The organism is Iodobacter sp. (assembly GCF_025352645.1).
Lineage (GTDB): Bacteria > Pseudomonadota > Gammaproteobacteria > Burkholderiales > Chitinibacteraceae > Iodobacter.
Genome location: NZ_JANXSO010000175.1, coordinates 106,614 through 121,557 on the forward strand (window position 1 = coordinate 106,614; position 14,944 = coordinate 121,557).

General features: G+C 47.9%; 11 protein-coding genes. 8 read left to right on the forward strand and 3 right to left on the reverse strand.

Annotated elements, in window-relative coordinates:
- Positions 1 to 124: 124 nt before the first annotated feature.
- Together hppD and Q0R17_RS19565 are read right to left on the reverse strand one after the other, a co-directional pair.
- Complete coding sequence (gene hppD / locus Q0R17_RS19560) at positions 125 to 1,207, reverse strand: 4-hydroxyphenylpyruvate dioxygenase (RefSeq protein WP_293938150.1); 1,083 nt, start codon at positions 1,205 to 1,207, stop codon at positions 125 to 127.
- Between the two features lie 72 nt (positions 1,208 to 1,279).
- Positions 1,280 to 2,065 (reverse strand): phenylalanine 4-monooxygenase, encoded by a 786-nt coding sequence (locus tag Q0R17_RS19565; RefSeq protein ID WP_293938152.1) that lies wholly within the window; start codon positions 2,063 to 2,065, stop codon positions 1,280 to 1,282.
- Between the two features lie 156 nt (positions 2,066 to 2,221).
- Here Q0R17_RS19565 and Q0R17_RS19570 point away from each other — a divergent pair, with 156 nt between their 5' ends.
- From Q0R17_RS19570 to Q0R17_RS19590, 5 genes are all read left to right on the forward strand, one after another.
- Entirely contained in the window at positions 2,222 to 2,695 is a 474-nt protein-coding gene (locus tag Q0R17_RS19570; protein ID WP_130107422.1) for an Lrp/AsnC family transcriptional regulator, read from the forward strand.
- Between the two features lie 310 nt (positions 2,696 to 3,005).
- Positions 3,006 to 3,431 carry an NfeD family protein gene (locus Q0R17_RS19575; protein ID WP_293938156.1) on the forward strand — a complete coding sequence of 142 codons (426 nt, stop codon included), beginning with the start codon at positions 3,006 to 3,008 and terminating at the stop codon, positions 3,429 to 3,431.
- Positions 3,431 to 4,375, forward strand: a complete 945-nt coding sequence (locus Q0R17_RS19580; RefSeq protein WP_293938158.1) for an SPFH domain-containing protein — start codon at positions 3,431 to 3,433, stop codon at positions 4,373 to 4,375. Before Q0R17_RS19575 ends, Q0R17_RS19580 begins: the two co-directional genes overlap by 1 nt.
- A gap of 20 nt (positions 4,376 to 4,395) precedes the next feature.
- Complete coding sequence (locus Q0R17_RS19585; protein WP_293938160.1) at positions 4,396 to 5,328, forward strand: exopolyphosphatase; 933 nt, start codon at positions 4,396 to 4,398, stop codon at positions 5,326 to 5,328.
- A gap of 251 nt (positions 5,329 to 5,579) precedes the next feature.
- The gene (locus tag Q0R17_RS19590; RefSeq protein ID WP_293938162.1) at positions 5,580 to 11,498 is read left to right on the forward strand and encodes an AAA family ATPase; all 5,919 of its coding nucleotides are present in this window, start codon (positions 5,580 to 5,582) and stop codon (positions 11,496 to 11,498) included.
- Positions 11,499 to 11,536: 38 nt separating this feature from the next.
- On the opposite strand, the gene nudB is transcribed toward Q0R17_RS19590, so the two are convergent.
- Positions 11,537 to 12,004 (reverse strand): dihydroneopterin triphosphate diphosphatase, encoded by a 468-nt coding sequence (gene nudB / locus Q0R17_RS19595; protein WP_293938164.1) that lies wholly within the window; start codon positions 12,002 to 12,004, stop codon positions 11,537 to 11,539.
- A gap of 302 nt (positions 12,005 to 12,306) precedes the next feature.
- Here nudB and Q0R17_RS19600 point away from each other — a divergent pair, with 302 nt between their 5' ends.
- The 3 genes from Q0R17_RS19600 to Q0R17_RS19610 are packed head-to-tail and all read left to right on the forward strand — an operon-like array spanning position 12,307 to position 14,715.
- Positions 12,307 to 13,515, forward strand: coding sequence for an aminotransferase class V-fold PLP-dependent enzyme (locus tag Q0R17_RS19600; protein WP_293938166.1), 1,209 nt, complete (start codon positions 12,307 to 12,309; stop codon positions 13,513 to 13,515).
- Entirely contained in the window at positions 13,512 to 13,916 is a 405-nt protein-coding gene (locus Q0R17_RS19605; RefSeq protein WP_293938167.1) for a SufE family protein, read from the forward strand. Before Q0R17_RS19600 ends, Q0R17_RS19605 begins: the two co-directional genes overlap by 4 nt.
- A 52-nt stretch (positions 13,917 to 13,968) precedes the next feature.
- Positions 13,969 to 14,715 (forward strand): basic amino acid ABC transporter substrate-binding protein, encoded by a 747-nt coding sequence (locus Q0R17_RS19610; RefSeq protein ID WP_293938169.1) that lies wholly within the window; start codon positions 13,969 to 13,971, stop codon positions 14,713 to 14,715.
- Positions 14,716 to 14,944: the final 229 nt, after the last annotated feature.

The window sequence follows — 14,944 nt, forward strand, 5'->3', positions numbered from 1 at the left end:
CATATGGGATTTTACCCGCCCTACACGTCCTTATTATTGGAAAATGAAAGCAAAAAGTCAGAGTTAAAAATAAAAAACCGCCACAAGCATCAGCTTATGACGGTTTTTAGTATATGCAGAAAGCTTAATCTGCGCTTAATACACCACGGCGAACTTGGTCTTCTTCGATCGATTCAAACAACGCTTTAAAGTTGCCTTCGCCAAAACCTTCATTGCCTTTACGTTGAATAATTTCAAAGAAAATTGGCCCGATCACGGTTTCGGTAAAGATTTGCAGCAGAATACCGCCGCCTTCGGTTGGCGCGCCGTCAATCAGGATACGGTTTTTACGCAGGCGCGCTAAATCTTCACCGTGGCCTGGTAGGCGGGCATCGGTGCGATCAAAGTAGCTGTCTGGGGTATCAAGGAAACGTGTGCCGCTGGCTTTCAGAGCTTCTACTGTGGCAAAAATATCATTTGATGCCATGGCGATATGCTGAATACCTTCGCCTTGATACTGACGCAAAAATTCTTCAATCTGGCTTTTATCGTCAGACGATTCGTTAATTGGGATACGAATCTTGCCACATGGGCTAGTCATAGCGCGTGAGACAAGGCCAGTCAACTTGCCTTCGATATCAAAGTAACGAATTTCACGGAAATTGGCGATTTTTTCATAAAAGCCCGACCACACGTCCATATTGCCGCGCATGACATTGTGCGTTAGATGATCAACTTCAAATAAACCCACGCCTACTGGATACTGATCTACGCCTTCAAGTGGCACAAAATCTACATCGTAAATATTTTGATCTTTACCATAACGGTCTACAAAATACAGCGCCGAGCCGCCAATCCCTTCAACCGCAGGAATATTTAACTCCATAAAGCCAATCGGACGGTTAAACGGCTTAGCGCCATGCTCAATAGCATATTGGTAAGCGCGATCGGCATCGGCCACGCGCCAAGCCATCGCACAAGCGGATGGGCCATGAGCGGCAGCAAACTCATGAGCTGGCTGAGTTGATTCGCCGTTCACAATAAAATTGATTTCGCCTTGGCGGAATAAGCTGGCGTTTTTGCTGCGATGACGGGCAATTTCTACAAAGCCCAAAGACATAAATAAAGTCTTTAAGCTGTCTAATCCTTGCTGATTATTGGCGGTGTATTCAACAAACTCGAAACCATTTGTTGCAAGTGGGTTGATGCTCGGTTTTTCCATTTTCATCTATCTCTCCAGTAGGTGATCCCAGCCAAACATGCCGCAGCGCAAAATATCGCCACGGCATCTTTGTATGGATTAATTTAAACCGTGCTTAGCGGTCCATTGTAAAAACTCTTTTTCTAAGGCATCAAAACTTTCAATCACAAACAAGTCTTCCTGCATATGCCAAATGTCATATACCGTTGCTGCTACACGCTCAATATCAAACGCGTGCTTACGCGTTTGATCAGACAAGCTAAACATCACTTCTTTGGGAGACGAGGCAATGCCCGCACCAAAAATATGCAGGCCGTCGTTTTCTTGAATCAGGCCAAACTCAACCGTGTACCAATACAAACGAGCCAGCCACACTTTTGCAGGATGGTCTAACTCAAATGCACGGACACCCGCACGGCCAAAAGCTTCAAAAAAATCAGCAAAACGTGGGTTCACCAATAAAGGCACGTGCCCCATTAAATCGTGGAACATATCGGGAGCAGGCGTGTAACCGATTTCATCAGGCTTACGAATAAAATCGGTTGAAGGGAAAATTCGCTGTGCTAGTAATTTAAAAAAATCTTCATCAGGAACAATTCCCGCAACACGTGTCAGCTTCCAACCAGAAAGCGCTTCCACTTTATCGCTAATTTCCAGCAAACTAGGAATGCGATCACAGGGGAACCCAACTTGCTCAATACCCTCTAAAAAAGCTTGGCAAAGCCGACCAGGTAAAACTGCTTTTTGATTCGCCAACAAGGTGGCCCATGTTTGATGTTCTACGTCGGTGTACTGCGGCACAGGGTAGGAATGAAGATCTAAAACTGCGTCCGGTGCACACAATTGCATGTCGGGCCTGAGGGTTGCTGCTTCATCGGTATACACAAGACTTCTCCTAAATGGTATTTTTCACAGCAACTGCTCTACACTAGCTTTCCATTCTACAAAAAGTGTCGAGCAATTTTGTTTCTAAAATGCCAATAAAATAAATATTTATGCAATTTAACACCAATTAAACATAAAACAAGGGGAGAAAACACCATGGAACTAGATAGGACTGATATTAAAATTCTTAACGAGCTTCAGTTACATGGCCGTTTGAGCAATGTAGAACTCGCTGAAATCATCGCTTTATCACCTTCACCTTGTTTGCGCAGGCTCAAACAGCTCGAAGATAGTGGTGTTATTCGTAAATATGTTGCACTTTTGGATCCACTTTTAATTGGTCTCGGTTTGCAAGCATTTATCCGCGTTTCTTTAGAAAAACGCGGCCATAGCCATCTGCAAGAATTTGTGGCGGCCATTCAAGATTGGCCAGAAGTAGTGAATTGCTATGCCATGACGGGCGAGATGGATTATTTGCTGCAGGTTTACTTTGAAGACATGACGCATTTCTCTAAATTTGTGATGGGCCAGTTGCTCCAGCACCCCGGCATTGCCGATATCAAATCGAGTTTTGTTCTCAAAGAATTCAAAAACACCACCAACCTGCCTTTAAGCCATCTGAACCCATAAATTAGCCCCCTACGTTCACCAGAAAAACGTAGGGGCGCTGCTTGCTGCGCCCTGCCCAGTAGGGAACGCAGCAAGCAGCGCACCTTAATATCGTTTTAGTTTACCTACGATTTGTGTATCCACTTTTACAGACGACCCCACATCATCCCGTCATATTTCTTACGTACAACACAAAAATACTCGTAATAAAAAAACCACAAACTGTCTGTTTTCCATCAAAGAACTGATGGAACGCTTCCTTGCTGCTTGCCAGAGCCTAGGTATTTCAGCTATACCGAATCACTTATTCATATCAATAAGATTAGACGTGATGAGTTTACAAACACTCTGGCTAATTGCTGCATTACTGCTGGCCGGATTTGAAATGCTGACTGGCACTTTTTACTTACTTGCAATCGCCCTTGGCTTGCTCAGCGCAGCGGGGATGGCTTTTTTTGGGCTTACGTTTACCATACAGGCCATCACGGCGGCGGTAGTCAGCTTGAGTGCCGTTGCCGTACTGAAACGTTGGCAAAGTACACGTACCCCACAGCCCGATGAAATCAGCAGCGATATTGGTCAACACGTAACAATTGTGGAATGGCAAGGAGAACGCCGTGCACGCGTTCGCTATCGTGGCACACTGTGGGATGCCGAGCTGGCAGCAGACACGCCAACTGGCTTAAATGATTACATCATCGTTGCCACCCACGGCAGCTCACTTACACTTAACCATTCACCACTGGGGCACTCCTAATGGAATTCGGCTTTCCCATTATCTTTTTGTTTATTGCGGTTATTTTTGTCGCCAAAACTTTCAAAGTAGTGCCACAGCAGCACGCGCTGATTGTGGAGCGCCTTGGTAAATTTCATGCCGTTTTACAGCCTGGCCTGAGTTTTATCGTGCCATTTGTGGATCGCATTGCTTACAATCTATCGTTAAAAGAAATCCCACTCGATGTGCCATCCCAAATTTGCATTACGCGAGACAACACCCAGCTGCAAGTAGATGGCCTACTTTATTACCAAGTAACCGATCCTAAGCTAGCCTCTTATGGCACGTCAGATTACGTCATGGCCATTATGCAATTGGCCCAAACCACACTACGCTCTGTCATTGGTAAGCTAGAGCTGGATAAAACCTTTGAAGAACGCGATGACATTAATGCGGCAGTCGTCAGCGCCTTAGATGAGGCGGCCCGCAGTTGGGGCGTTAAAGTCTTACGTTACGAAATCAAAGACTTAACCCCACCCAAAGAAATCTTGCACTCTATGCAGCAGCAAATTACCGCTGAACGTGAAAAACGGGGCCGTATTGCGCAATCTGAAGGGGTAAAGCAAGAGCAGATCAACCTTGCCACGGGCCAGCGCGAAGCCTCTATCCAGCGCTCCGAAGGTGAACGCCAAGCCGCCATTAACGCCTCTGAAGGCCACAAGCAATCAGCCATCAATCAGGCGGAAGGTGAAGCTGAAGCGCTGCGGCTTGTGGCTAGAGCCACCGCCGAAGCCATTCATATGGTGGCGCAAACAATTCGCCAACCCGGCGGGCACGAAGCCGTTAATTTAAAAGTAGCTGAGCAATACGTGGCCGCCTTTGCCAATATTGCTAAAGAAGGCAACACCATGCTGATCCCTACCAATGCCAGCGATATTGCCAGCGTGGTGGCCACAGCGATGTCGGTCATTAAACAACCGTCTTAAACTCCGAAGGAAATAGCACCATGTCAGAACAAAAATACCGCCTCGTTACCCGCAGCGATTTTGATGGTCTTGTCTGCGCGGTGCTCCTTACTGAGTTGGATATGATCGACGATATTTTATTTGTGCATCCTAAAGATATGCAGGATGGCAAGATCGCGGTGACCGCCAACGATATCACCACCAACTTGCCCTATGTGGCGGGTGCTTTTTTATCTTTTGATCACCATCTTTCCGAAACGATTCGCACCGTCGGTGAAAAAACCAATCATATTATTGACCCCAAAGCCCCTTCCGCTGCCCGTGTGGTTTACGACTATTACGGCGGGAAAAGTGTTTTCCCCAATATTAGTGACGAGATGATGCTTGCGGTAGATAAAGCAGACTCTGCCGAATTTACCCGCGAAGAAATTCTAAGCCCTAGAGATTGGGTATTACTCAATTACCTAATGGATGCCCGCACGGGTTTGGGCCGTTTTAAAAGCTTTAGGATTTCCAACTATCAACTCATGATGGATTTAATTAAATACTGCGGCAGCCACGGCATTGAAGATATCTTAGCCCTGCCCGATGTTCAGGAAAGAATTGAAGTTTATTTTGAACACGCCCCACAAGCTAAAGAACAACTCACTAGCTGCAGCCGTATTTACGATAATTTAGTGGTACTTGATTTAAGAAATGAAGAAACTATTTTCGCCACCAATCGCTTTATGATTTACGCGCTTTACCCGCAATGCAATATCTCAATTCATATGCTGTGGGGTTTACATCAGCAAAACACGGTGTATGCCACCGGCAAATCAATTATTAATCGCAGCTCACAAACCAATATTGGCGAGCTGATGCTGGAATACGGCGGTGGCGGCCACGAAAATGCCGGCACCTGCCAAGTAGCCAATGAAGACGCCAATCGTGTCTTGCGCGAATTAGTGCTAAAAATTACAGCAGATGGCTGAAATAACAGCATGTATCCGAAAGCCTTTCTGAGTACGGACAAAGCGGTACCCTAGAAGGATCACAAAGGCATTCGTCTGCAGAGAATACCGCACAGCAAGGAGGGGTGTCCTAGGGCGGGTATTTACCCGCCCTAGCTAATTCAGTTCACACGGCATTTGGTTAATTATAATGCACACAGAGTTTGGAACCACCGCCCCCCCCCCCCCCCACAAGATCACATTCATCTAAATATTTTTCGCTTGGAGTAAGAGTGAACATCCCTGGCTACAGTCTAAAAAGCACGCTTTATCAAGACGAGACAGGCAGCATGCACCGCGGCGTTCGTAGTAATGGCACGCCATGTATTTTGCGTATTCAAGCCCTCCCTAGAGCCAGCATCACGCTGACCGTTGAACGCGAATTACTCGAACAAATTCAAACCAAGCACACCCCCAGAGTATTCGATCTTTTCAAGCATGGCGCTGCTATGGTCTTAGTTTTAGAGGATTGCCCCGGCCGCACTCTAGAAGACTTAATGAACGAATCTGGACATAGCCCCAGCACCACCTTGCAATTAGCCATTACGCTCGCCAGAAAGCTGCAACGCACCACCGCAATAGCCCAAGCACTCGCCGCTCTGCACGCCTGCGGCAAACCCCACGGCAGGCTATGGCCAGACCATATCATTCTTGCTCCCGATCATACCGTCCGTTTTGTTGGCATGGCCGATGGCGGTGAAGCCGATCCACAAATACATCGCGCTGCCTATTTTTCACCCGAGCAAACGGGGCGTTTACGCTCAGATGTTAATCCGCGCAGCGATCTCTACACCTTGGGTGTTATTTGCTACCGCATGTTTACAGGCCAGCTGCCTTTTAATAGCAACGACACCCTATCGTTAATCCATGCCCATTTAGCAAAAATACCGGCGTCCCCTAGTGAGATATCGGATACGCCATTAGCACTGTCCGCCATCATTATGAAGCTACTCGAAAAAGTCCCCGAGAAGCGCTACCACACCGCAGCAGGGCTAGCTAATGACTTACAACGCTGCACCGAGCGGCTAAGCAACGGCCAAACCGCACTCTTTCCACTAGGGGAAGACGATGAGCCTGGTGTGCTGCATCCATCAAACACCCTCTATGGCCGCGATCAGCAGCGGCTTAGTCTGTTAGATGCCTTTGCTCGCAGCCGCACACAAGCCACAGAAGTGGTGTTAATCGCTGGGTATTCGGGCATAGGCAAGAGTGCACTGGTGCAATCACTACGCCCCGATATTATTATGTCGGATGGTTTTTTTATTGAAGGCAAGTTCGATCAATTTCAGCGCAGTATTCCCTACGCCGCACTATCCAGTGCCTTTGATAAGTTAGTGAGGCAATGGCTGGCCGAACCCAATCCAGAGCAATGGCAACGCCGCGTTTTAGAATCTGTCGGCAGCAATGCGCAAATTTTGATTGATGCCATTCCCGCCCTGCAATGGTTACTTGGCCCGCAACCCCCTGTCGCCGAGCTTGGCCCTGCCGAATTACGCCATCGCTACAACAAAACCTTGGTAGATTTTATCCAAGGCATTTGCCAAGCCAAATCGCCCTTGGTCTTGTTTTTAGACGATTTACAATGGGCCGACCCTGCCAGCTTAGATTTAATGGGCCAATTACTCACCAACAGCCATAACAAAAACTTATTATTAATTGGGGCTTATAGAAACTCCGAAGTCAGCACCGGTCACGCCTTATTATTGGCGCAAGCAGAATGGCAAACTCAAGATGTGCGTAGCACCTTTATTGAACTCGCACCGCTCACAACCGAACAAGTCAACAACCTGCTTACCGATGTTTTGCATTTAGCAGATCACACCATGCCTTTGGCCTGCCTTATTCATAGAAAAACCGGTGGCAATCCATTTTTTATTGGCAAATTACTGCGCACCTTAGTCGATGAAGAGCTGATCCACTGGGACCGAAGCACGCACCTCTGGGTGTGGGATATCCCCTTGCTGGCCACCTATAATGTGGCAGAAAATGTGGTTGAGCTGGTGATTGAACAGCTCCACCGCCTACCCAGTCATGTGCAGCAATTAGTCAGCTCAGCAGCCTGCTTTGGTAACACCTGTCATCTAGCCGATTTATCCAGCATCACGGGGCTTAGCAGTAGCATCACGCAAGATAGCTTAACGATCTTGCGCCAAGCCGAGCTTATGACAGAAATCCCCAATGATGCAGGCAAGCCTAAACAAATTCGTTTTATGCACGATCGCGTGCAACAAGCTGCTTATTCCATTCTCAATAAACCCCAGCAAGAAGAAACGCATCTACGCATTGCCTATCACCTGCTTAGCCTGCACGAAGGCGCCGCCTTACAAGAACATTTATTTATTATTGTGCAGCAATTTAGTGCGGGCTTAAATGCGGTATTGCAGGCAAAAAACCCCGAACAAAATCGCATTTTGGCGCATTTATTTTTACAGGCGGCAGACAAAGCCATCACCTTAGCCGCGCATGCTAGTGCCAAGCTTTTTACCAGCAATGCACAACGCCTGCTGGATAATGAAAGCTTTTGGCAAGACGACTACCCTCTGCTGGCACGCCTAAACTACACTCAGGCCCAAGCCGCCTTTCTATCTGGTGATTTAGCCACATCAGAAGCTTATATTTTAGCCACGATGCCACGCTTACATAGCACGCTAGAAAAAGCCGAGTTTCAAAACCTATTAATTATTGGCAAAACGCTAAGCGCCGACTATCAAGGCGCCATTGAGGCGGGGCGGGAGGCATTAGAACTACTCGGCCTAGCTTGGCCGCGAGACCCAGAAGCTGCCTTTCAAAATATTTTGCAGCAAATCGAAGCTCGCATGGCAAACCGCCCTCCCAGCGACTTGCTCCAATTACCGCTATTAAGCGATCCCTGCCAACAGCTTATTCAAAAAACCCTGCTTAACTTAGATACCGCCACCTCATTTGGCCACCCTAGTTACTACCCTTTTATTATTTCCCGCATGGTGCTTACGGCCTTAGAACACGGCAACTCCATGGAGATTTGTAAAGGTTACGGCACGTTTGGCGTCTTACTTGGCTCGCTCTTTGGCCAGCGCCAGCGTGGCTTTGAATTTGCCAGCTTAGGCTATCAACTTATCCAGCAATTAGATGGCTTAGCGCTTAAATGCAAAACCGGCTGGCCCTACGCAGTGGGCTGCTTGCCCTGGGTTAAACCACTACACGATTCTTTACCGCTCATTCAAGACAGTATCAATGCGGGCCTCATGACTGGCGATCAGCAATTCACCGGCTATTTATATTGCGCCGATGTACTGCATCGCTTTATCAGTGGCCTGCCACTGGCCAAATTAAACGAGCGTATCGAACAAACCTTACAAACGTGCATCGCCAACAAAAACCAATGGGCCATCGATACCCTGCGCGCATTGCGCATCTCGGTGGCGGCTTTTACTTCAGACAATTGGGATGGCCGCAGCTCTGCAGATAGACAATTCGTACTGGAATGCGAACAAGGGGATAAGCGCTCATCGCTGTGCTTTTATCATATCTACCACGCGCAGCGCATGCTGTTTGCTGGCCGCTACGATGAAGTAATTCGCCACGCCCGCCAAGGCCTCGCACTTTGCCGCTATATCATGGGGTTTATTTCTAATTTTGATGCGCATTGGCTGCTCGCCATGGGTTTAAGCGCCAATGCACCTAGCCACGAGCAAACTCAAGAAATTCAAGCATTACGTGAACAACTCGCCCTATGGAGCTTGGATTGCCCAGCCAATTTCTCCCATAAACTATTAATGCTCGATGCGCAGATCGCGCGCTTACTTGGCCAACACGAAATCGCACTACGCCATTGCCATCAAGCCACGGCAGCCGCACGCAATCAAGGCTTTATTCAAGATGTGGCGCTGGGTGAAATCCAAACCTGCAAACTATGGATTGAGCATGGTTTTCCCATCTACGCTACTCACCATTTAAAAGAGGCAATCCTCAGCCTGCAGCACTGGGGAGCCAGAGGTTTAGCCAAATCACTGCGGCATGAATTTAGCAGCGTTTGGCAACTGATCCCCCCCGAGGACGATATGTTGAGCGGCCGGGCGCTCTCCTCCTCAGGGGTATTAAAAGCCTCGCAAGCCATCGCCAGTGAAATTGCACTCGATCCGTTATTACTAAGGCTGACCGAGCTAATGATCGAAAGCGCTGGTGCCACTATGGGTGCGTTAATCTTGGCAGAAGATGGGCAACCACGGCTCAAAACAGTGGGTATCATTGAAAACAACACCATTATTGTTCGCCCCAAAAACAGCCACAGCTTACCGGTTGCCGCATCTATTTTGCAGTATGTGTGGCGTACACAAGAAACGGTGGCCCTTGATGACGCAGGCTTAGATGAGCGTTTCCAGCGCGACCCCTATGTGCATAGCACCCGCGTAAAATCGCTACTCAGTGGCCCCATCATCAAACAAGGGGTATTACTTGGTGTTTACTACTTAGAAAACCCATTGGCGGCGGGTACCTTTACCCCTGCTCGACAAGAAGTCATTCTTGCCCTTGCCACGCAAGCGGCCATCTCGATTGAAAACGCGCGTCTTTACGATGAGCTAGAAAACCGCGTCACCATTCGTACCCAAGAGCTCAGCACAGTCAACCAGCATTTAGAAAACGAGTTAGCAGAAAGAAATCGTATCGAAAAAGCCCTCAGAGAAAGCGAATCACGCTTTAGAGCCATTGTAGAAAGCATGCTGACTGGCTATTTAAAAACCGAGCTGAGTAGCGGAAAAATTCTTGCCATCAATACCGCCATGCTTAATATCCTTGGCGCAGATAGCTCAGAAGACGTTTTAGGAGAGTCCTCAATCAACTTTTTTGCCAACCCGCAAGAGCGAAATCAACTACAAGAACTGGTCTTAAAGCACGAACGAGTCAGCCGCTACGCCATTAAAATCCGCCGCCACAATGGGCAGATACTGGATGTACTCACCACCAGCCGCCTGCTTTACAACGCCGATGGCGAGCCTAGCCATATCGAAGCCACCATGATGGATGTGACCGAGCTCAATAGCGCCAGAGAAGCCGCCGAAGCCGCCACGCGCGCTAAAAGCGCCTTTTTAGCCAATATGTCGCATGAAATTCGCACACCTATGAACGCGATTCATGGTATTGCACACTTGCTTAAACATACCGAGCTTAATGAAAAACAGCAGGATTACTTACTTAAGCTGACCCAATCTACAAACACACTGATTGCCTTGATTGACGATATTCTCGATTTTTCTAAAATTGAAGCGGATCGCCTAGAGCTAGAAAATGAAGTCTTTTCTTGCCGCCATACCATGGATCAAGTGATGTCACTTTTACAATTTAGAGCGGAAGAAAAAGGGCTACTGCTTAAGCTCACTGTGCCTGCGCAATTATCAGAATGGCGCCAAGGTGATGCCTTGCGTTTAACACAGGTATTGATCAATTTACTCGGCAATGCCATCAAATTTACCCAGCAAGGCGAAGTACATTTGGAGCTTCGTAGCCATAATACACAGCTCACTTTTGCCGTTAGAGATCAGGGGATAGGTATGACTGCAGAGCAAATCAAGCGCCTATTTCAACCCTTTAGCCAAGCAGACACCTCCACTACTCGCCGCTTTGGCGGCACGGGACTTGGATTATCCATTAGTAAAAAACTAGTGGCCCTCATGGGGGGCGACATTACGGTAAAGAGCCAGCTTGGAATAGGCAGCCAATTTAGTTTCACCCTAGACTTACCCATCGCCCCTGACGTACATCACGAATCCGCCACCCTAGGTGTCTCTGAGCAAGACATCACATTTGAAGGCAAACATGTGCTGGTGGTCGACGATGTCGCCATCAACCGCTTAGTAGCCCGTGAGCTGCTATCGCTAGCTAAAATAACCTGTGATGAAGCCAATAACGGTGAAGAAGCTCTGAATAAACTACTTAGCCGCCACTATGATTTAGTGCTGATGGATTTACAAATGCCAATTTTGGATGGCCTAGAAGCCACTCGGCAAATGCGCGCCAGAGGCGACACCACCCCCGTGATTGCACTGACGGCCGACGCGCTGGAATCGCATAAAAAAACCTGTATAGAAGTCGGCATGAACGATCACCTCGCCAAGCCCATCATCCCCTTGCAGCTGCATACCCTACTCAAAAAATGGCTGATAGACCAAGTTTAAACAGCTGCATCAGCAAGGCTTTTAATCTAATCTGCCGACTAATGCGCGCATCGCTCTGGTAAGCTGCGAATCGCATCGGCATTGGATGGCGAAAACACCATTTCGGCAGCTTGTGACCAACTCACCCATTTAAAGCGCCGGTGCTCACCAGGGGCAAGAGTAATATCCAGTGTGGATGGCACTTCTAGGCTAAATACATGCTCGGTATTATGGCTTGTGCCTGGTGCATAGCGATGACGCCATATTTCAAAAATCTCGAAATCGTGACTTTGCTGCCAATCGCGTAATTTATATAACCGTGTATCTAGCCCTGTTTCTTCAAAGACCTCGCGCCGCGCCGTTTGCTCCAATAACTCATCCGCTTCTCGACTCCCAGTAACAGACTGCCAAGCCTCATTAAAATCAGTTCGTTCTAAGAGCAATACCTGTAGATCAGGGGTGTGAATCACAATCAGCGCAGACACAGCTTGTTTATAAGGGGGAGCAGCAGAAAATGGAGTGGTCATAAGGGGCTTGCAAAGGAAGATGGGCCAAGTGCAAAGCTTAAACCATGCGCATGCTGACTCACAACTTTAGCGATAAAAAATACTCAGACTAGTGGACTTAAACAGAGGGAAAAACCAAAAAACATCGCTAAATTCAGCAGCTGTTTTCACTATAAAACAACGGGTTCCCCATGATTTTTGTAATTCAAGATTTAGATTTTAGTGTGCATAAACGTAGTTAGTAAATACTATCCCCTAGGATACACGTGCGTTATAACCCGCTTGCACGCTACAATCGCCTCCCCTCTCGACTTTGAGCCGCCATGTTTGATGCCTACGCCCTACGTGCCCAGTTTCCTTTACTGGCGCGTGCACCAGAGCTGATTTACCTCGACAATGCGGCCACCACTCAAAAACCGCTACTCGTCTTGGATGCTGAGCGTCATTTCTATGAAACTGCCAATGCCAATGTGCACCGTGGCTCGCACCGGCTGGCCGTTGCTGCCACCGATGCCTTTGAAAATGCCAGGAGCAGCGTAGCGCGTTTTATTAATGCCCGCTCCAGCGATGAAATCGTTTTCACCCGCGGGGCCACTGAGGCGATCAATTTAGTGGCGCAGAGCTGGGGTGCGGCCAATTTACAAGCAGGCGATGAGATTTTACTCAGCACCTTAGAGCACCACGCCAATATTGTGCCGTGGCAAATGTTAGCCGCACGCTGCGGTGCCATCATCAAGCCGATTCAGTTACTGAGCGACGGCGGCTTAGATCTTGAACATTTTCATGCCCTACTCTCAAATAGAACCAAGCTAGTTGGCCTTACGCATATTTCTAATGCCATCGGCAGCGAGCTGCCCATTGCTGAACTCATTAACAGCGCACATCAATATGGTGCCAAGGTATTGATTGATGGCGCACAAGCAGTGGCGCATAAGATCATCGACGTGCAAGCGCTAAACGCCGATTTTTATGTGTTTTCTAGCCATAAAGTTTACGGCCCAACGGGCATCGGGGCTTTATGGGCTTGTAGCGAAATCTTAAGTAACATGCCGCCTTGGCAGGGTGGTGGCGAGATGATAGAGCGTGTTTCGTTTGCCCAAACCAGCTATGCAGAAGCCCCTGCCCGTTTTGAAGCAGGCACACCCGCCATTGCCCAAACCGTTGGTTTTGCCGCTGCGCTAGATTGGCTACAAGGCCAAGACCGCGCCGCCATTGCCCAGCACGAGCACGCATTACGGCTGCAATTAGAACAGGGTCTCAGCCAAATTGAGGGCTTACGCCTTATTGGTAACGCCCTACAAAAAGGGCCTGTTGTATCGATGGCTTTTACCCACGCTCATCCTTATGACGTCGCCCAGTTTTTAGATGCCCGCGACATTGCCGTAAGGGTAGGCAATCACTGTGCCCAGCCTTTACTGGCTAGCCTTGGCTTATCTGGCACCTTACGCGCCTCTTTTGCTGCGTATAACACCCACAGCGATATCGAAGCCCTACTTGTGGGCCTGAGCGAAACATTGGAACTATTAGCATGAATAAAGCAGAAATAGAGCGCAAACTAGCCAGTGCGCACGGCTGGGAGGGCAAAAACCGCCTGCTCGTGCAATTGGCCCGTGATTTACCGCCCTTGCCCACCAGCGAGCTTAACGATGCCAACCGCATCGTAGGCTGTGAAAGCACGGCTTGGCTTACTATCGCTTGGCAAGAAGAGCAGATACAGCTTGCTGCAGATAGTGAATCACGCATCGTTAAAGGCTTGCTAGTCTTACTTATCACCGCCTATCAAGGAAAAACGCGCGCAGAAATTCAAGCTTTTGATTGCGAGGCATGGCTAATATCGCTAGGCCTTACTCGCTTTTTATCTGCATCGCGGGGTAATGGGGTAAAAGCCATTATTGGCAAAATTCACAATGCAATTGGCGAAGCTCAGCATTGACTGGGATCGTCAGTTTCGTAATGCTATTAAACTCATAAACAAGGATGGATTAATGAAAAACCTACGTAAGTTATTTGCTGCTTTTGTTACCGCTAGCCTGATTGCTGCCCCTGCACTTGCCGAACGCCCACTGACAGTTGGCACCGATGCCACCTTTGCCCCCTTCGAAATTTTAAACAAAAAACAAGAAGTCGAAGGTTTTGACGCAGATTTAATTCACGCGATTGCGGCTAAAGCGGGCCTGCCTATTAAAGTGATCAATACCCCTTGGGAAGGCCTGTTTGCTGGCTTAAACAATGGTGAGCGCGATATCGTTATTGCCGCTGTAACCATTACCCCAGAACGCCAAAAATCAATGGACTTCACTGCGCCATACTTTGAAGCCAAGCAATTAATCGTTGTTTCTGCCAAAAGCCCTGTGGCTAAATTAACCGACCTTAAAACCAAGAAAATGGCCGTACAAAACGGCACAACGGGTGATATCGTCGCGCAAAAGCATTTCGGCAAAGGCAATACCAATATTCGTCGCTTTGAAACTATCGTCTTGGCATTGCAAGAATTAAAAGCCGGTGGTGTTGATGCTGTGATTGGTGACAATAGTGTGGTTAAAAACTATCTAATCAATAATCCAAATTCAGGCTTTAAGCTGATTGACGACACCAGCTTTGATAAAGAGTTTTATGGTATTGCAGTTAAGAAAGGCAATACAGCACTGCTCGCCAAATTAAACAAAGGCTTGGCTGATGTTAAAGCCGATGGCTCTTATCAAAAAATTTACAGCAAATATTTCGGCAAATAAGATCTACTTGATGTAAAAAAATCGCCTCTCTTGAGGCGATTTTTTTGTGCTAAAAACACCTAACCCGCAAAAAAAAGCCCCACCGGCGGTGAACTGCACCCCAAAAGTTGGACACCCGTCCATTTTTGGGGTGTTTTTATGTCCAAGTACACAATGCAATTCAAACTTACTGCCGTTCAGCAATATTTAACGGGCGAAGCAGGTATTAAAACGATCACCAACCAACATG

Bases quoted from the DNA above. Each gene is read 5' to 3' on its own strand.
- hppD (WP_293938150.1), bottom strand. From the start codon at position 1,207: ATGAAAATGGAAAAACCGAGCATCAACCCACTTGCAACAAATGGTTTC.
- Q0R17_RS19570 (WP_130107422.1), top strand. From the start codon at position 2,222: ATGGAACTAGATAGGACTGATATTAAAATTCTTAACGAGCTTCAGTTA.
- Q0R17_RS19575 (WP_293938156.1), top strand. From the start codon at position 3,006: ATGAGTTTACAAACACTCTGGCTAATTGCTGCATTACTGCTGGCCGGA.
- Q0R17_RS19580 (WP_293938158.1), top strand. From the start codon at position 3,431: ATGGAATTCGGCTTTCCCATTATCTTTTTGTTTATTGCGGTTATTTTT.
- Q0R17_RS19585 (WP_293938160.1), top strand. From the start codon at position 4,396: ATGTCAGAACAAAAATACCGCCTCGTTACCCGCAGCGATTTTGATGGT.
- nudB (WP_293938164.1), bottom strand. From the start codon at position 12,004: ATGACCACTCCATTTTCTGCTGCTCCCCCTTATAAACAAGCTGTGTCT.
- Q0R17_RS19600 (WP_293938166.1), top strand. From the start codon at position 12,307: ATGTTTGATGCCTACGCCCTACGTGCCCAGTTTCCTTTACTGGCGCGT.
- Q0R17_RS19605 (WP_293938167.1), top strand. From the start codon at position 13,512: ATGAATAAAGCAGAAATAGAGCGCAAACTAGCCAGTGCGCACGGCTGG.
- Q0R17_RS19610 (WP_293938169.1), top strand. From the start codon at position 13,969: ATGAAAAACCTACGTAAGTTATTTGCTGCTTTTGTTACCGCTAGCCTG.